The organism is Microcystis viridis FACHB-1342, assembly GCF_014698335.1.
GTDB classification, from domain to species: domain Bacteria; phylum Cyanobacteriota; class Cyanobacteriia; order Cyanobacteriales; family Microcystaceae; genus Microcystis; species Microcystis ichthyoblabe_A.
On record NZ_JACJSV010000030.1, the window covers coordinates 1 to 17253 of the forward strand.

21 protein-coding genes are annotated in these 17253 nt (G+C 40.2%); 8 read left to right on the top strand and 13 right to left on the bottom strand.

Translation table 11 applies throughout. The annotated features are described in order from the left end of the window. Positions 1 to 234 precede the first annotated feature (234 nt). The 5 genes from xth to H6G40_RS11490 form a co-directional block, all read right to left on the bottom strand. Complete coding sequence (gene xth / locus H6G40_RS11470; protein ID WP_002735626.1) at positions 235 to 1023, bottom strand: exodeoxyribonuclease III; 789 nt, start codon at positions 1021 to 1023, stop codon at positions 235 to 237. Positions 1024 to 1045: 22 nt separating this feature from the next. Continuing rightward, complete coding sequence (locus H6G40_RS11475) at positions 1046 to 1630, bottom strand: chromophore lyase CpcT/CpeT (protein ID WP_002737599.1); 585 nt, start codon at positions 1628 to 1630, stop codon at positions 1046 to 1048. 99 nt (positions 1631 to 1729) lie between these two features. Continuing rightward, entirely contained in the window at positions 1730 to 2188 is a 459-nt protein-coding gene (gene rplI, locus H6G40_RS11480) for a 50S ribosomal protein L9 (RefSeq protein ID WP_002737358.1), read from the bottom strand. A gap of 69 nt (positions 2189 to 2257) precedes the next feature. Then, on the bottom strand, positions 2258 to 2617 hold the full coding sequence (locus H6G40_RS11485) for a ssr2422 family thylakoid membrane protein (RefSeq protein WP_002737039.1): 360 nt from the start codon (positions 2615 to 2617) through the stop codon (positions 2258 to 2260). A 94-nt stretch (positions 2618 to 2711) separates the two neighbouring features. Next, entirely contained in the window at positions 2712 to 3290 is a 579-nt protein-coding gene (locus H6G40_RS11490; RefSeq protein WP_002737774.1) for an esterase/lipase family protein, read from the bottom strand. Positions 3291 to 3637: 347 nt separating this feature from the next. Here H6G40_RS11490 and H6G40_RS11495 point away from each other — a divergent pair, with 347 nt between their 5' ends. From H6G40_RS11495 to H6G40_RS11510, 4 genes are all read left to right on the top strand, one after another. Beyond that, the gene (locus H6G40_RS11495; protein WP_002736352.1) at positions 3638 to 3835 is read left to right on the top strand and encodes a hypothetical protein; all 198 of its coding nucleotides are present in this window, start codon (positions 3638 to 3640) and stop codon (positions 3833 to 3835) included. Beyond that, on the top strand, positions 3835 to 4089 hold the full coding sequence (locus H6G40_RS11500; RefSeq protein WP_069475686.1) for a ParE family toxin-like protein: 255 nt from the start codon (positions 3835 to 3837) through the stop codon (positions 4087 to 4089). Before H6G40_RS11495 ends, H6G40_RS11500 begins: the two co-directional genes overlap by 1 nt. 308 nt (positions 4090 to 4397) lie before the next feature. Next, entirely contained in the window at positions 4398 to 4598 is a 201-nt protein-coding gene (locus H6G40_RS11505) for a hypothetical protein (RefSeq protein WP_002736204.1), read from the top strand. Then, complete coding sequence (locus tag H6G40_RS11510; RefSeq protein ID WP_002736627.1) at positions 4599 to 4850, top strand: ParE family toxin-like protein; 252 nt, start codon at positions 4599 to 4601, stop codon at positions 4848 to 4850. It abuts the gene before it with no gap. 183 nt (positions 4851 to 5033) lie between these two features. Here the strand turns inward: H6G40_RS11510 and H6G40_RS11515 are convergent, their stop codons facing one another. The 3 genes from H6G40_RS11515 to murQ form a co-directional block, all read right to left on the bottom strand. After that, a complete protein-coding gene (locus H6G40_RS11515) occupies positions 5034 to 6392 on the bottom strand; it encodes a protein kinase domain-containing protein (protein ID WP_081330939.1) in 1359 nt (452 codons plus the stop codon). 324 nt (positions 6393 to 6716) lie between these two features. Further along, positions 6717 to 8207 (bottom strand): site-2 protease family protein, encoded by a 1491-nt coding sequence (locus H6G40_RS11520; RefSeq protein ID WP_002735685.1) that lies wholly within the window; start codon positions 8205 to 8207, stop codon positions 6717 to 6719. A 27-nt stretch (positions 8208 to 8234) separates the two neighbouring features. Then, the gene (murQ, locus tag H6G40_RS11525) at positions 8235 to 9155 is read right to left on the bottom strand and encodes an N-acetylmuramic acid 6-phosphate etherase (protein ID WP_002736540.1); all 921 of its coding nucleotides are present in this window, start codon (positions 9153 to 9155) and stop codon (positions 8235 to 8237) included. Positions 9156 to 9350: 195 nt separating this feature from the next. Between murQ and rplU the strand changes: the two genes are divergently transcribed. The 3 genes from rplU to H6G40_RS11540 all read left to right on the top strand — a co-directional run bounded on the left by rplU (position 9351) and on the right by H6G40_RS11540 (position 11124). After that, positions 9351 to 9740: a 50S ribosomal protein L21 gene (rplU, locus tag H6G40_RS11530; protein ID WP_103112026.1), complete on the top strand. Its 390-nt coding sequence runs from the start codon at positions 9351 to 9353 to the stop codon at positions 9738 to 9740. Between the two features lie 34 nt (positions 9741 to 9774). Continuing rightward, positions 9775 to 10044, top strand: a complete 270-nt coding sequence (rpmA, locus tag H6G40_RS11535; protein WP_002738127.1) for a 50S ribosomal protein L27 — start codon at positions 9775 to 9777, stop codon at positions 10042 to 10044. Positions 10045 to 10191: 147 nt separating this feature from the next. Then, complete coding sequence (locus tag H6G40_RS11540) at positions 10192 to 11124, top strand: phytanoyl-CoA dioxygenase family protein (RefSeq protein ID WP_002735649.1); 933 nt, start codon at positions 10192 to 10194, stop codon at positions 11122 to 11124. Between the two features lie 179 nt (positions 11125 to 11303). Here the strand turns inward: H6G40_RS11540 and H6G40_RS11545 are convergent, their stop codons facing one another. The 3 genes from H6G40_RS11545 to accA all read right to left on the bottom strand — a co-directional run bounded on the left by H6G40_RS11545 (position 11304) and on the right by accA (position 13090). Then, positions 11304 to 11690: a HepT-like ribonuclease domain-containing protein gene (locus H6G40_RS11545; protein WP_002735935.1), complete on the bottom strand. Its 387-nt coding sequence runs from the start codon at positions 11688 to 11690 to the stop codon at positions 11304 to 11306. Further along, entirely contained in the window at positions 11680 to 11970 is a 291-nt protein-coding gene (locus H6G40_RS11550) for a nucleotidyltransferase family protein (RefSeq protein WP_002736589.1), read from the bottom strand. Before H6G40_RS11550 ends, H6G40_RS11545 begins: the two co-directional genes overlap by 11 nt. 130 nt (positions 11971 to 12100) lie before the next feature. Continuing rightward, positions 12101 to 13090, bottom strand: a complete 990-nt coding sequence (gene accA, locus H6G40_RS11555) for an acetyl-CoA carboxylase carboxyl transferase subunit alpha (RefSeq protein WP_002737858.1) — start codon at positions 13088 to 13090, stop codon at positions 12101 to 12103. A gap of 350 nt (positions 13091 to 13440) precedes the next feature. Between accA and H6G40_RS11560 the strand changes: the two genes are divergently transcribed. After that, positions 13441 to 14388, top strand: coding sequence for a fused MFS/spermidine synthase (locus tag H6G40_RS11560; protein ID WP_002736180.1), 948 nt, complete (start codon positions 13441 to 13443; stop codon positions 14386 to 14388). A 44-nt stretch (positions 14389 to 14432) separates the two neighbouring features. On the opposite strand, the gene recJ is transcribed toward H6G40_RS11560, so the two are convergent. Next, entirely contained in the window at positions 14433 to 16715 is a 2283-nt protein-coding gene (gene recJ / locus H6G40_RS11565) for a single-stranded-DNA-specific exonuclease RecJ (protein ID WP_190537700.1), read from the bottom strand. A gap of 283 nt (positions 16716 to 16998) precedes the next feature. Next, the gene (locus tag H6G40_RS11570) at positions 16999 to 17253 is read right to left on the bottom strand and encodes a MoaD/ThiS family protein (protein WP_002737297.1); all 255 of its coding nucleotides are present in this window, start codon (positions 17251 to 17253) and stop codon (positions 16999 to 17001) included.

Sequence of the window (17253 nt, forward strand, 5' to 3'; positions counted from 1 at the left end):
AATAAAGAGGTTTTGATAACCAAATTAAAGCAGCTCTAAAGAGTTTTGAGTTAAAAGTTAAACTTCAAGTTTTCATTCAGGACGAATGTACTGATTAACTATTTTTTTTGGGAAAATTAGTTAACCCATCATTATAACATATAATTAATTTGCAAGAGTTCTAATCTTCTCTGTGGTTTGATTGCTTACTGTCACCAGCCGAAAAAACCCTCCTTGAAGTTAGCTATTTTTGCCTTATATTTCGAGAATAACGGGGGTATGATCGCTAGGTTTTTCTTGTTTTCTGGGTTCTCGATCGATCAGACAATTAACGGCTTTTTCGTATAGCTGAGGAGTTAAATAAAGATGATCGATTCGCCAACCTCGGTTACGAGCAAAACCACCGCTGCGATAATCCCACCAACTATAATGTCCTGCTGCTGAGGTGAATTTTCTAAAGGCATCTTGTAAACCAATTTCTAAGACCTTTTCTAAAGCTTCTCTTTCTTTAGCTGAAGACATAATATGATTTTCTTTGCCTTTGGGATCATAAATATCTTTATCTTCTAAGGCAATATTAAAATCACCGCAGATACATAATTCCTGGGGTTGAGAATTAATAATTTTATCTAGATATTTCCTAAGAGTTTCTAACCATTTAAGCTTATAAATATATTTATCACTATCTAGGGAAGAACCATTAGGAACGTAGAGATTAATAATCCGAATATCGCCGATTACTCCAGTAATTAGCCGTTTCTGTTCGTCCAGTTCTCCTGTTAAATTTTCGCCGATAATTGGACTGAATCCCACAGTGATATCGTCCAGGGGTTTCTGGCTAAAAATCGCCACACCATTATAGGATTTTTGTCCAGAAATATAGAGATGATAACCCAAAGATTCAAAAGCTTCTCTGGGAAAATCTCGATCGATTACCTTGGTTTCTTGCAAGCATAAAACCTCAACGGGATTGAGTTGTAACCAATTAATTACCTGATCTTGTCGGCTGCGAATCGAGTTGACATTCCATGTGGCGATTTTCATAGCTAAAAACCGAGAATTTTTCTCACACTTCCTCAGCAAAACTACTGCGACGCACAAACTCAAAGGGACCGGCGATCGAACCCCAGACTAATTGATCGGTTTCGGGATCTAAACCGCGATCAACGCTAATTAATCCCTGTTCACTAATTTCAAAACTATTATCCAAATAAGTCATTTTATCTTTGCGAAAGACTAAACATTGTTTCCCCGGTTTCACCACCCCTTTAAAACTGTTACCTGTCCAAGTTACATTCATATCACAACCCGGCATCGGTTCTAATAACTCTAAGCTGAGATTTTTGAGACGCTGGGGTTCTCTAGAAGCACCAAAAAAGTTAGCTTCCTCTTTAACTTTAAAGTTTTCTAGTTCAATATGGTCATCGACTACCGATAATTTAAATACTCGTAAACGATAGGGAGTATTGAGCATAAAATCGTAGGCCTGCTCTAAAAATAAACTGGTTCCCTTCAGTAATTCATCGGGTAAAGGACGCATACACACGCGAATATGGGCAAAAAAAGGCGGATTAGCAAAAGCTTGTTCTTGATTACTAAAATCGGCCGCCATCCAGCGTGCTAGGGTTTTTATATCCGTAGAATGAGTCATAATTTTTGATATTTTAATGGCTATTAGCTATCAGCGATCAGCTAGTTAATCGCTCTGATAAATTTTCACTGATTACTGATAACTATGCCCCGACAATTTTTATTGTGCAATTACTTTAATTTCGATATCGGCACTAACTTCGGGATGGAGTTTGACTTGTACTTTATAGACTCCCAATTGACCGATATCGGGAACGGTAATACCACGGCGATCGATTTCTAATTTAGCATTTTCTAGAATAACCGTAGCCACATCTTGACTGGTGACAGTACCGAAAATCGCCTCGTTTTCACCCACCTGTTTAGGGATGGTGTAGGGACTGAGTTTTTCGATCGCAGTTTTTCTGGTTTCCGCTTCTTGTTTTTCGGCGAGGAGACGTTGACGCTCTTTTTCTTTCCTAAATTCTGCCTGTTTAATCGCGCCTTTGGTGGCTAAAACGGCCACACCTTGGGGAATAAGGTAATTGCGGGCATAACCGGGTGCCACTTCCACCACATCGCCATTTTCACCTAATTTGCTGACTTTTTGATTGAGGATAACCTGCATTCGTTTCGCCATGATCTTGACCTAAAACAATAGTTCCAAAACCTTTATCATACCATGCAATCGTCAAGTGTTGATCACAAGTTAGTTATTGCCGGCGGCGATGATTTGGGTTAATAGGGGACCGATTGCCTGAAAAGCCGAGGGTAAAACCGCTACGGTGGCGGCTGCGATAATAATTGTCGTGGCCAATCTCAGCACTTTCTCGGAGGCTTTTTCGTAGGTGTCAAATTTATAGTCGAGCTTGTCTAATCTTTGGTCTATTTCCTGAAAGCGTTGTCCCATAGCATCAAAACGTTGGTCTATTTCCTCAAAACGTAGATCTATCGCCTCAAAACGTTGATTTACTGCTGTTTGGAAGCTTTTCAGTTCGTTGAGAACATCGGTTAGGGTGGGTTCTTGAGTGGACATGGTGACACCTTCGGGAATTTGATCGCCTAACACAATTATAACCTTAAGTCAAGCTTTTTTGATGATAATTAACGTTTTTATTGGTAATATTTTGACCTTGTTCCAGTGTTGGAGACAACCAGTATTTCTATTCTAATAAGGTCTCTTTAATTGTTGTTAAAACTTTGCTATCTTTGACCATCCAAGCATGAAGCAATACGGGAATGGAAATTTCTTTGCCCACCGATAAACGGGAACTATGGGCAGGAAATATCATTAAATCGTAGGGAGTCCAGATAATTGTGGTTTTAATTTTATTTAAAATTTGTTGACAATCTTTATTTAAATCCTCTAGAAATTGACTCCCCGGCTGCATTTGTCTAATCCCATCTAAGGGTAAACTATATGCGGTTAAAGTGCCTCGATTCGGGGCAGAAATATTTAGGTAACGTTGCACTCTTGCCACCCCTCCTAATCTTTGCAGGTAGTAGCGGGTAATTAGTCCTCCCATACTAAACCCAATCAGATCTACTTTCTGCTCTTTAGCAAAGTTTTTCTCGATATAATTCTCCACCTGACCTGCTAAAACTTCTAACTTTTCGTAACCGTGATTAGGAATTAGATTAAAAGTATGTACCTGCCAACCATGATGGGTTAAATACTCACTCATCGGTTTAAAAACAGCAGTAGTGTCCAGAAAACCATGCACTAAAACGACAGGATTCATAGATGAGGGTTTATCCTTTAATTTCAGATCTATTCTAACGGATGATACGGGTAATTATCGAAAAAATTTTTTAGAAATAAAAGGGCGATCGCACTAATTCAAGATGATTTAATTTTCGTTTTGGCTTGTTTTCATGTCAAACGTAATCCTCAACAATGGAAAAGACATTTTTCGCAATCGCACCCCAAACCTCTCTTAAAACAAGTTTGATCGCAATTCTCAACTCCGCTCGCACCTCAAACTCCCCACAAAGTTCGATCGTACTTCACACTCTCTTGCAAAAAATTGATAGGATGCTATAATCCAATTAAGCTGATTTATCAAAAACCTTAAATTTTAAAATAATTATGACTATTGAACAAATTGAGAATGCAATTTTAAATCTTTCTAAAACTGATTTTGCTAAGTTAAGAAATTGGTTATTAGACTTAGATTATTTGCAGTGGGATAAACAATTAGAACAAGATATTAAGGAAGGAAAATTAGATGCTTTAGCTCAAGAAGCACTGGCTGAATTTGAAGCGGGAGATTATGACAAAATTTAATGCACTATACTAACCGTAAATTTTGGTTGTTTTATAATCAGCTACCCGAAGATATACAACAGATAGCAGATATTGCTTATGAATTATTAAAAACTAATCCTAATCATCTCTCATTACATTTTAAGAAAGTTAATAAATATTGGTCTGTTAGAGTCGGAAAAGCTTATCGTGCGTTAGGAATTGAAGTTAAAAATGGGATTTTATGGTTTTGGATTGGTACTCATGATGAATATGATAGATTAATTAGTAAATAAAAGCGATCGCCCCCGCTTCTAAAAAAAAGATCGCACCACCAACTCCCTGAAAACAGCGATCGCACCCTCAAAACTCTCTTACAACAAGTTCGATCGCACTTGAGTTCGTAGTAAACCCTTTAGGGTTAAATTATGGCTAAAGTTACCGCTACAAGAAAAGACGATGCCGAAGGCACAGCTACGCTGCCCGCACCCTTAAACTCTCCAAAAAGCGATCACAACTACAAGAAAAGCTGATCGCATTCTAGCTAAAAAATGTTAAAATAAAACCTGAATATCAAAAACTATTGTGCTTAAGAATAGATAGTATGAGCAAATTAGAATCAATTCAGGCAGAAATAGAAACTCTTACCCCCGATGACTTTACCTATTTAAAAAACTGGATTAATGAGTTAGATGAGCAAAAATGGGATAAGGAAATTGAGGAAGATTCTAATGAGGGAAAACTTGACTTTCTAATTAAGGAAGCCTTATTAGAAAAGAGTAAAAATCAATTGCAGGAGTTATAAGTGCATCGAACTAATGCTAGATTTTGGAGATGTTTTAATCAGTTACCTCAACCAATTCAAATTTTAGCAAAAAAGAATTTTGAACTCTTAAAAAATAACTTAAATCATCCTTCTTTATCTTTTAAAAAAGTAGGGAAATTTTGGTCAGTTAGAGTTGGTATTAATTACCGTGCTTTAGCTTTTAAAGATGGAGAAGATTATATTTGGGTATGGATAGGAAGCCATGAAGAATATGAAAGATTATTGAAATAAAACTGATCGCCCTCGCCTCTAAAAAAAAGATCGCACCCTCAAAACTCTCTTACAACAAGTTCGATCGAACTTTTAGTTCGTAGTAAGCACGGAGAGGGCTAATCATGGCTAAAGCCATTACTACAAAAAGAAGATCGCACTTTTTCAGACAAATATTTTTAGATTGTTTAAATATTTTGTATGTTATAGTCTAGAGAAAAGAAAGATATTACACGCCCTCTCCTTTGCATCTGCCTTTCCACTCCCATACCACCATCGTATACCAAACTCAAGAGCAGGAAGATGTCCTCGTGGTGCAGTAGCACTGGAGAAAGTCAGTGAACTGAAATATAACCATTCTTTGTCTAGCCACCAGCCTTTACGCCAGCCTATTTTATCGCCAAACTTACAGAAAATATCCCAATCAAAAATACCGATTTCGCCGCCGCATTCTAACCAGATTTTTTTTTGCACGGAAAAGCCAAATTTACCGTCACTATATTTTACCCAAAGCTGGTCAATAATTTTTAATTCTTCACGAGAAAAATTTTTACAATTATCTTCTTTTAACAAACATTCTCTTAGTTCTGTCCCCATAACTTTTCTTGTTCTTAGCCCCATAATTTCATACATTACCTTAGCAGTTTCTTCATCTGCTTCTCGCCATTGTCCATTTTTTAAATATCGATCTAATTGGGTAAAATCAGCCTTAGCAGTTTTAAGTGGTATTTGTGAAACAGGCATCTTGCCTGTTGGTTGTGCTTGTGGTTGTAAAGCATTTAAAACTTGTTGTGCAGTCCATCTTTGTCTTCTATCTTTTTGCAAACAACCTTCAATAATTGGCTTAAACTCCCTCGGTAAAGTAGGGATTTGTAAATCACAATTCATCACCCTAGCCATTAATTGATTAATATCATTATCGAATTTATAGGGAAATTGATTAGTCGTCATTTCAATCAACATAATACCTAATGACCACATATCCCAACCTGCTGAAATATCACCCTTAAACGCTTCAGGAGGCATATAAATAATTGTACCGCCATTATTCACTGTTTGAGTATGACTTTTGTTATTTAAAGTTCTAATTAAGCCAAAATCTGCTAACTTATATTGTTGATTAATCTTAAGAATATTACCCGGTTTTAAATCTCGATGTACCTTATTTTGACTATGAAGATAACTTAAACCTTGTGCCACTTGAGCCGTAATATTTTTAATCTCACCCGATGATAAACTACCTTTGGCAATGTGATTTTCGAGGCTACCTTGTGCCAATTCCATCACTAAATAAAGCATTTCAGTATTGAGAAAACGAAATTCACCTACCGAATAAGCCTTAATTAAATTAGAGTGTTCTAACTTTCTGGCATTTTGTAACTCAATTAATTTATCATCGCTACTTTCGGGAATAACTTTAATAGCAACTTCTTGAACAGACGTATTTCTTACCATTTCACTAGCATGAAACACACCCCCAAAACTACCCGCACCGAGAAATTTATTAAGACGATAAGAGCCTATTTGTTGCCCTTCTAGCATCTTCATCATTTGATCTAGCATAATACTTAAATTTGCTAATTTTTCCGTTGTGTAGAAATATGAATGGGACTTTCGGCATCGTGATGCGGAACGAAATACGGTTTTAAACCTAACTTTTTCCAATAAATCAATAATTGATCATGTTGGGTTTCGTGCCTCAACCCAATCTATAGGCGATCACACTAAGTTAAAAAACTTTGAGATTATGATGACAAATTGTATCACATCTCTAACCCTCATAAAAGATGATTGCACCCCCATTATAAGAAAATTATAAGTCAAGACTTGAGTTTTTGTCAAGCTTTTTTTTGACGGCAATCAATGGCAAGAATTTCGGGGAAGTATTTAGCCACCGATGCCTAACCGTCCCGCTAAACTAGGGCTTAAAGGAATCAGAGTCGCTAACATTAAAAAGAGTAGTAATAAACCCCAACCGGCGCGGGTGTCATCGGGTTCGGTTAACTCATTTAAACTAGGTCTTTCTAACTCTCTTTGTAAAAAAGCGACTAAAATTGTCCAATAGAGAGGAATGGGATTGCTAGAATTAACTAAGGAAATAATGCCCAAAATAACCAAAGTGGCCACAGTGGTACGGCGGGCAATTTTGCGACCATAAATAGCCTGAACAATTCTGCCACCATCTAACTGTCCGGCGGGCAGTAAATTAAGGGCAGTAATCACCAATCCTAACCAACCAATAACAGTTAAAGGATGCACGGAGATAACGGCATTTTGTAACTCGTCACCTAAAACTATCCGCGCTAAAAAACTCACTAAAATTGAACTTTGGAAAAAGGTACTAGGGATTTGAAAAAGGCTGGCAGAATTAGATAAAGTCAGTCCAACAATTAACAAGATTAAAGAAACCAAACCTCCCAAAGCAGGACCAGCAAAAGCTATATCAAATAGGACACTGCGGTTAGGTAATAAAGATTCAAAACGAGTAATCGCCCCAAAAGAACCAATCTGCCAAGTGGGAAGAAAATAGGGTAAACTGAGACGAACATTATGGCGTTTAGCGATAATTAGATGACCAATTTCGTGGGCAATTAATACCGACCATAAACCCAAACTGAGGGGAATTGCTTCTCGATATCTCTGCCAATTACTAAACAAATCAAAACCTAATAAAATTCCCGCCGCTTCTAAGCTGGTGACAATGGTAGCGACTAACAAAACTAAAGAGAGATTTTTTTGAGCAAGAGTTGCAGGACTAGGATCATTAGTTTTGGGAAGGATAATTACCACCGGTTTTTCCTCGGTTCCTTCCACCAGAAATAAACGATATTTATCACCAAAATGATTACTTAATTTCTGGGTTAAGCGCGAGTGAACTATATCCGGTTCTCCCCGTAAATTGCCTTTAAAAATTGCCCCTTCCTGAAAAGAGATAGTTTCGGTGGCAAAAAAAGTATCTATCCCAAAAATACTCTGAATAACTTTTATATCCTGTTCGGAAATTGGCATCACATCCGGCACAATTACTGTCACCGCTGCCGGGGTTTCTAGGGGAGTAACGGACTGGCTAACTGCTGGGTTAACTTTCGGTTCAATTATCTGATTGGTTTTCAGTAAGCGTAAACGGTTGCCTAAATAAATATAGATAATTGTGGAAGCAATCAGTAAAAAGAGAATTACCGCTAGATTGAGAGCAATTCCCGCCGCAAATAGCCCGAAAAAAATCAACCAAGGAGCAATTAGTACCAAGGACTGTAACCAAGGTAAAATTCCCAGTTGGCCGTAGGGTTTAGCTCGATAAAAACTCCAAGTCAAGATAGCACCAGCGACGAGGAAAATAACAGCGACCGCAGCAATTTCCGAAGAAATATTAACCATAGGAAAGTCAAAATTAACAGGTTTTTATCAATCAATTTGATTATAAGCTTGCAGGGCGGCCCGTAATTGCCCTCGATGCTTTTGTAACAATTCTTGTCCTGCCGCCGCCGAAAGTCCCGTTTTCTGCATTAACAAAGCCAGTTTAACCCGGCGGCCACTTTTTTCCAGTAAAATTGCCGCTTCCTCACGACTAATATCGCTAAGGTGGCAGATAATCCGTAGGGCGCGGTCATGGAGTTTATGATTAGTAACAGCCACATCGACCATCTGGTTGCCGTAAACCTTGCCTAACATTACCATTGTCCCTGTGGAAAGGATATTTAAAGCCATTTTCGTCACCGTTCCCGCTTTCAGACGGGTGGAGCCAGCCAAAAGTTCTGGTCCGGTCAATAAGCGGATATCCACATCCACGGCGATCTCCACTTGTTCGGCGGGGACACAACTAATGGCAATCGTCGTCGCACCTCGCTGTTTTGCCGCCTGTAAAGCCCCGTGAACGTAGGGGGTTGTCCCCCCGGCGGTAATCCCGACTACCACGTCTAATTCGTGAATTTCTCGCTGGGCAATAATCGCCGCCCCATCTTCCGCTTTATCCTCCAAATCTTCGGAACTACGCACCAGCGCTGCCGCTCCACCGGCAATAATTCCCTGTACCAATTCCGGGGGAGTGCAGAAGGTGGGGGGACATTCGGCCGCGTCCAAAACCCCCAGCCGGCCACTGGTTCCCGCCCCAATGTAAAAGAGCCTACCACCCTTAGCCAGAGCTTGACTGGTCAGGGAGATTGCTAGGGCCAATTCTTGCCGGGCTATGGCGATCGCTTTTAGGGTTTGGGCATCCTCGCGATTGAAGAGATCCACCAATTCGAGCGGGTTTAATTGGTCTAAATTTAGGCTGTTTGGGTTAATTTGTTCGGTTAACAGGTGTCCTCTGCTTTCCCACTGTTCCATAACGGTTTAATTGAGCTTTTTGTAAGATTATTTTTAGTATATAGCCAATCGGTGGGTAAAAAGCTTGACAATTGCCCCCCGAATGTTAGATGATAGTAAATTGTGTCAATTCCTGCTCGGATCAGGTGAAGACATTAGCACAAAAGCTGGAATTTTTTTCAGCTACCTGTACGGCAAAACGAGCGCAGAAAATTCATGAGTTACGCAATTATTGAGACCGGTGGCAAACAGATTCGGGTGGAACCCGGTCGCTATTACGATATCGAACTTCTTCCCGTCGATGAACAAAGTACCCATACCATCGACAAAGTGCTATTAATCCATGATGAGGATGATATTAGCATCGGTCAGCCCTTTATCGAAGGGGCCAGCGTGGAAGGGACTGTCATGCAACATCGTCGGGGCAAAAAAGTTATTGTCTATAAAATGCGCCCGAAAAAGAAAACCCGTAAAAAACGCGGTCATCGTCAAGAAATTACCCGTTTTATGATTGATTCAATCAATTATAACGGTAAAACCCTAACTGCCACTGCTGCCACCTCCGTCGCTGAAGTTGTGGAAGATAGTAGCGACGAAGAAGAATAACTTTTACAATCAAAAAAGCATTTGGAGAGAAATTATGGCTCATAAGAAAGGTACGGGTAGTACCCGCAACGGACGCGATTCTCGTTCCCAGAGACTAGGCGTTAAGCGCTACGGTGGTCAAGTGGTAAAAGCGGGAAGTATTCTCATCCGTCAACGGGGTACTAAAGTTCACCCGGGTAAAAATGTTGGTCGTGGTGGCGATGATACTTTATTCGCTTTAATTGATGGTGTGGTCAAATTTGAATACAAGGATAAAAGTCGCCGTCAAGTTAGCGTTTATCCTGCTGAAGTTAGCGCCAGTTAATCCCATCAACCCTGATTAATTTTTTCCCTGTAACCTCCTAACTCATCCTAGGGGGTTTTTTCAGATAATTTATATCTGTTGACAGGGTAGATCGATCGCTCATAGATTAAAATAGTCCGAAAGTAGCTCGGAAAAGATGGACTCACCATGATTTTTAAAATTGCCGATATCTTAAAAAATTTGCCCTGGTCTTTCAATTCTACTGCCGAATTACCCTGGTTAGATCGCTCGCGAGCCGAAAAATCCCTGCAAAAAGCTCGTCAACAACGGCGAATTTCCGAACGAGAATATCAACTCCTTGACCATTGGCGAGAATTGGGTTATTGTATTGTCAAAGATTTAATTCCCGCAACTGCGATCAATAATTTAGTAGCAGAATTAGCCGATTTATTTTTCCTAGAATCGGCTATCCCTGGATTAAGAATTGAAGGCATTCAAGCAGAAAATCTACCGGCGAGTTTAAGTCACGAGCAAGTTTTAGCCCTAGATATGGAGCAAAGAAAAGCCTTAGTTAATTCTATTTGGCGACTCCATGCCTTTCATGAGATTTCCCCCGCTGCTCGAGCAATTTTTGACAATCAAAATCTGAGAGATTTAGTTAATTTAATTATCGGCAAATCCTGCGAACCGAGATATTCCATCAACTTCCTGCACGGTACAGAGCAGGGGCTGCACGAGGATATGGCAGTTTTTTATGTTCATCCTGCTAATCATTTAGTCGGTGTTTGGATTGCCTTGGAAGATATTTCCGCCGATGCTGGTCCGCTAATTTTTTATCCTAAATCTCATAAAAATATCAAAGTAACTGAATTTTTTCCAGACTATCCCGCCGTCAATCTTAAAAATATTACTGCCGCTCAAATTCCCCAATACCAAGATTATGTTAACCGGCGCGCTCAGAATTATGATTGTCAATCATTTACTGCTAAAAAAGGAGAGATTCTTCTCTGGCACGGAATGTTAATTCATGGTGGTGGGAAGATTAATAATACCCTGCTAACCCGTAAATCGATGGTAATTCATTTTATTGCCGAGGGTGGCGATTACAACGATCGGGCTTTGGGTCCTTTTAATTGGTAAGATTAATGTACCACTAATAACTCGGAAATAATCGGACTAATACTAAATCCGTTTAGTATAGGCTACTTATGAGGAGAGGCAATAGGGGTAATAGATAATCCGTCTTTAATAACTAGATTTAGTATAACATCGGATTTTAACAGGTCAAAAGTCTTATTTTCAAAGGGTTTTACCATCATTCAGCAAACCCTAAATATGACAAATGCCCCGCAACTATTCTGTTTTTTTTCCCTTGACAATACTTCTTGTATTTGTGGTACTAAGGTCGGCAAATCTTCTCGAATTGTTGCCCAAATTCTACTTAAATTAACTTGAAAATATTCGTGAGTTGCAACATTTCTCATTCCTGCCATTAAACGCCAAGGAATAAGAGGATAGCGAGACTGAATTTCCTTCGGTACATTTCTAGTTGCTTCTCCGATAATAATAAAATCATAGAGAACCGCTTTGATATTTGTTTGATTCTTGGCAAATTCCTCAAACGTCATTGCCTTTGTTCGCTGTTCAATTTCACTGATAGATTCTAAAATGTCTTGAAGGCGAAGTCGCCAATCTCTAGAAGGCATTGATCAGATCCTCAAGCACAGGTTCCCGTAAATGTTCTCTTAAGGCATCCTGAGTTCCTAAATCCACAGAGCATCCCAGAATATCTTCTAAATAATACTGTACTTGCAGAAGTTGAAAAAAACCACCTTGTCGATCGAATTCTACTAACAAATCTACATCACTATCGGCATCAGCTTCATCCCTGGCCACTGAACCAAATAAAGACAAAGATTTCACCCCTAGTTTTTGTAACTGTTCTCGGTGTGCCTCTAGAATTGCCAGCACCTCGTCCCGTTTCATTTGGTGTGTCTTTGAACCTGCCATCAATATTATAGCTTTGTCGGTGCAACCCTTAAACTGAAGCTGAAATCTTCCAAATCTACAAAACAAACTAATCACTGAAAACTCACATCTGATCACTGCTCACTGATTAAGCGGTAGCTTCTAAAAATACGCCTAAATTGCGGAATTTTTGATAACGAGATTCGCGTCGTTGTTGGGGTGTCAACAAAGATAAAGTCTCTAAATTTTCACTAATAGCGGCTTTTAAATTGGCTGCCGCTTTAATCGGATCAGCATGGGCCCCTCTGGAGGGTTCAGGAACGATCTGATCGATAATATTTAACTCTTTTAAATCTTTTGAGGTAATTTTGAGGGCAACTGCTGCTTTATCGGATTTTTTGGCATCTTTCCAGAGAATGGCGGCACAAGCTTCGGGAGTCGCCACGGTATAGACAGAATGCTCTAACATTAATAGGCGATCGCCGACACCGATCCCCAAAGCACCGCCGGAACCACCTTCGCCAATAACAGTACAAATGATCGGCACATCTAAACGGAACATCTCCCGAAGATTATAGGCGATCGCTTCTCCTTGACCTAATTTTTCCGCTTCTACCCCCGCCCAGGCGCCGGGGGTGTCAATAAAGGTTAAAATTGGCTGATTAAACTGATGAGCGTGTTCCATTAAACGCATGGCTTTACGATAACCACCGGGGGCAGCCATGCCGAAATTTCTAGCCACATTATCCTTAGTATCCCGGCCTTTTTGATGCCCGATAATCACCACGGGACGACCGTTAAAACGGGCAACACCACCCACAAGAGCGGGATCGTCGTAACCACCGCGATCCCCGTGCAACTCGAACCATTCATCGGTGATTGCCTGAATATAGTCTAGGGTGCTGGGGCGCCGGGGATGACGGGCTAATTGTAGCCGTTGGGAAGGGGTGAGATTGCTAAAAATTTCACGACGTAATTGATTAGCTCGTTCGTCTAGTTGACTAATTTGTTCCGAGACATCTACGCTATTTTCTTGGGCTAATTCTTTAATCTGTTCGATGCGGGATTCTAATTCGTAGAGGGGTTTTTCAAAATCTAGGAGAAAAATCTTTTTCTCGGTAGTCTCGTTTTTGGTCATAGGTTAGTGGCTAGAAGTTTACTGTTCGCTAAGTAGGTAGGCGTTAAAAATTATCAAATACCCCCCTTATCAATGGGGGATTAAGGGGGGATCGGCACCCCCCTTATCAAGGGAGATCCCCCCGCCTATCGGCACCCCCCTTATCAAGGGGGGCAGGGGGGATCAGAGGCAAAATCTATCTTCAATTTAATTATAACTACTTACTTAATCTTTTCTAGCTTAACGTTTTTCAGCGATCGATTATCGGCAGCTTCGGGATTACCCGGAGATAATTTCAGATTATCGATCGAATTTTGTCAATTGTTGTATAATGATAGATCGTGCCTTTTTCACCCCAAGGAGGATTAGTTATGGCAGGAAGTGAACTAAAAGCGGATCTATGGGTTAACGAATATATTACCCCCTGGGACATTTATAGTCATGGGGTTTCGCGGATTTTAGCCTACAAAAAAACCGCTTTTCAGGAGATGTATATTGTAGAGTCGGGGGCCTATGGAAAAGCCTTGGTACTGGATGGGAAATGGCAATCTTGTACGGGGGATGAATTTATTTATCATGAAGCATTAGTGCAACCGGCAATGATTGCCCACCAAGAACCAAAAACTGCTTTAATTCTGGGAGGTGGTGAAGGTGCGACAACGCGGGAGTTATTGCGTTGGAAAACAATCGAAAAAGTGATGATGATCGATATCGATGGGGATGTGGTGGCAGCCTGTAAGGAACATCTTCCCGAAATGCACCAAGGCACTTTTGATGATCCTCGTTTTGAGTTAGTTGTGGCCGATGCTTTAGAAGTTTTAGACACTACTAACGATCAATGGGATATTATTATTTCTGATCTGGTTGATCCCATCGGAGAGGGTCCTTCTTTCCCCCTATTCACGAAAGAATACTTTGAAAAACTACAAAGAGTTTTGGCCGAAAATGGCATTGTTGTTGTCCAATCTGGCCCAGTTTCTCCTCCTTCGGTGATGTATCATGCGCGTTTGGTGAATACTTTAAAAGCAGTTTTTCCCTACGTTCATTCCTATTGCGCTCCCACCCCTAGTTATGGTTCCCCTTGGGGTTTTACTCTCTGTGCTAATCATCCTTTAAATACTCGTCCCGATCCCGATGTGGTGGATGAATTAATCAGCGATACAACTACGGGAGGATTACGTTTAATTGATGGCATGACTTTACTAGGAATGTTACAAACTCCTCTCTATATTCGTCAAGCAATCGCACAAAATACGGAAGTTTATACCCTAGCAAAACCTCCGAAATTCTTCGGTCAAGGAGTTATCAGTAATCAGTAATCATCAGTTATCAGTTATCAGTTATCAGTCAATAAGAGTTATGATTAGAAATCGATCGAGTCTTCATGATTAAGAATTGTTTGCAGAATTTCTATAGGAACAGTAGCAAAGTATTGCTGGAGAAAGTTTTCTAAGGCCACCGCTTCCAGAAATTGCTCAATCTTATTAATTTTTGCCTCATGATTGACTAATTCAAAGGATAAATTTTCTTGATTTTTCTTGACTTTAAAGCCATTTTCTGCTAGGGAAACTAATCCTAATTCTAGGGTATGATAACTGAGGTTTAAGCGGTTTTGTAATTGTTGACGGGAAATACTGGTTTTAGTTCTAGCTAAATATTTCCCAATCCCCACAAGGTTTATCCATCTGGTGTGAGCGGATTTTTTTAAAGGACTAGCATAGGCAAGAACTAACTTTTTATCGCGTAAAATTGCCTGTTGATATTCCCTAGAAAGTTTTGTCCAATCCCGGGGACATTCCCGGAGAAAAAGGGGATTTAATTGGTTAACTTCTTGATTAATTTCTCGATTACGATTGTCGATTAAAAAATCTTTTTTATTGCCATAGCTTAGGAATTCTTGTTGATAGGGTTGCAGAGCAATTAATCGCACTTCATAGCGATTTTTGGAGGTATTAAAATCTAATTCAACTACGGCATCATAATGGGTATCGGCAGCAATTTCGTCTCTCTGATGACCCCACCACATACCGGGGAATCCCTGCTCGATTGAACTATCCCAGAGATCAAAAGTTGTCCGGGGATAAGCGATTTTTTTGCCTTTGAAATCCTCAAGATTTTTATGCCAAAGATTGTGAAAATAACAATTTTGAATTAATAGCTTCGGTGTCGGATTACCCATCCCGCAGGGTTCCAGTAATTTTAATTCTCGAAATAGACTTTTTCCCAATTGGGAAACCGTCACCACTGCATCCACTTCTATCTGGGAAGAAAGGGAAGTTAAATCAATTCCTGTGCGTCGTAACTGTTGATTAATTCCCTCAATAAATAGGGGTAAATTTTCTATGGTTAAACTTAAACCTGCGGCCAAAGGATGACCACCAAAACGATGTAAAAGATGGGATTGAGAGGATACTAATTGATAGAGATCGATCTCGCGAATTGACCGAGCGGAACCCTTAGCAAAAGGTGGTTCACTGGTACTTAATAAAATTGTTGGTCGCTGGTATTCTTGGGCAATTTGTCCCGCAACTAATCCTAAAATTCCCGCCAGCCATTGGGGATCATCTAGAATAATTACATTAGTGGTGGAAAGATCAATTCTCTCTAGTTTTTTCTGAACTTGTTTAATAATATCCCGTTGGATTTCTTGGCGACGAATGTTGGCTAATTCCGCTTGTTCAGCTAATTCTTGACAACGCTTTTCATCTTCACTGGTGAGTAATTCCACACAAAATCTAGCATCGCCATAAATGCGACTGACGGCATTAATTCGCGGTCCAATACCGAAGGATATATCCATCGGTCTATCTCCGGTTTTGTTACATAAATCGAGTAATTTTTTAACTCCTAAACGCTGAGTATTTTGGAGCTTTTGCATACCTTTTTGGGCTAAATAACGACATTCTCCCGTCAATTTGACTAAATCAGCAATTAAACCAATCGCAACTAAATCAAGTAAATTTTCTAGGGGTTTTCTGGGAATATCTGCTAGGGTTAAATACATCGCTTCCACTAATTTATAAGCAACAGCAACCCCAGAAAGATGATAGAAAGGATGGGTTTCCACAAAGTAGCGGGGATTAATCAGGGCAATCACCTCGGGGCGCTCGTCGGGTAGGGTATGATGATCGGTGATGATAATATCGATGCCTAAACCGTTTGCATAGTCAATTTCAGCGATATTCGTGCTTCCCGTGTCACAGGTGACGATTAAACTGGTTCCTTGATGCGCTAGTTTCTCGATACCTGGACAATTGAGGCCGTGGGATTCTTTTTGGCGATCGGGTATGTAATAATCTAACTGTTGATAGGGTGGAAAAAACTGCCCCAATCCTTCCCAGAGGACACTGGTAGCGGTGACACCATCGGCATCGAAATCACCCCAAATAGTCACTTTTTCGCCTTTATTTAGGGCTTTTTCCAGTCTTTTGACGGCAAAGTTCATTTCTTGCCCAAAATCAAAGGGAGTTTTTGACTGATAAGCTTTCTCATCCAGAAACGTCCGCAGAGTCGCCCCATCCCGGACACCGCGATGCCATAATATTTGTGCCACGACGCTGCCATCCGACTCTGGGGTGTAGTCTTGGACTATTTTTAAAAACTCTTGGGGAAGAGTTACCGATGGGGGAATTTGCCAGTTAGACACGGGATATCAAGGAAAAAGTAAAAAGGGAAAAAGGTGGCAGTTTTTGTGATTTTCCCTATCTCCATTTAGGGCTTGCTGAACAAATGTGAAATGTAGGCAAGGTAAGGGTTTTGTGGCTTTTCTCGCGAAACAGGTGCAAGATTTTGAGAGAATCGTGCTTCAAAACCTTGCGTCTTCATCAGCCCGCGTCCTGTAGGGGCGAAGCATTCGGACAATAACCTATCGGTGAAACCGTAGATTTTCTATCCGAATGCTTCGCCCGTACTTTTTCAGCAAACCCCATTTAGCCACCACTAACGGGGGGAATTAGAACTATCTCATCGCCATTTTCGAGGACTTTCTCTCCCGAAACAAACTGAAGATTAACTCCAAAACGAGTAACATCGCGCCATCTTTCTAATTGAGGATAGGGGGCTATAATATAGTTTAACACTTCTGTAAGGGAAGTGTGGGCAGGAAATTCGAGGTTTAATTGTGAAGTTTGATAGACTTCTTGATAAATAGCAAATAGTTTTACTGTTACCGTAATTTTTTCCAT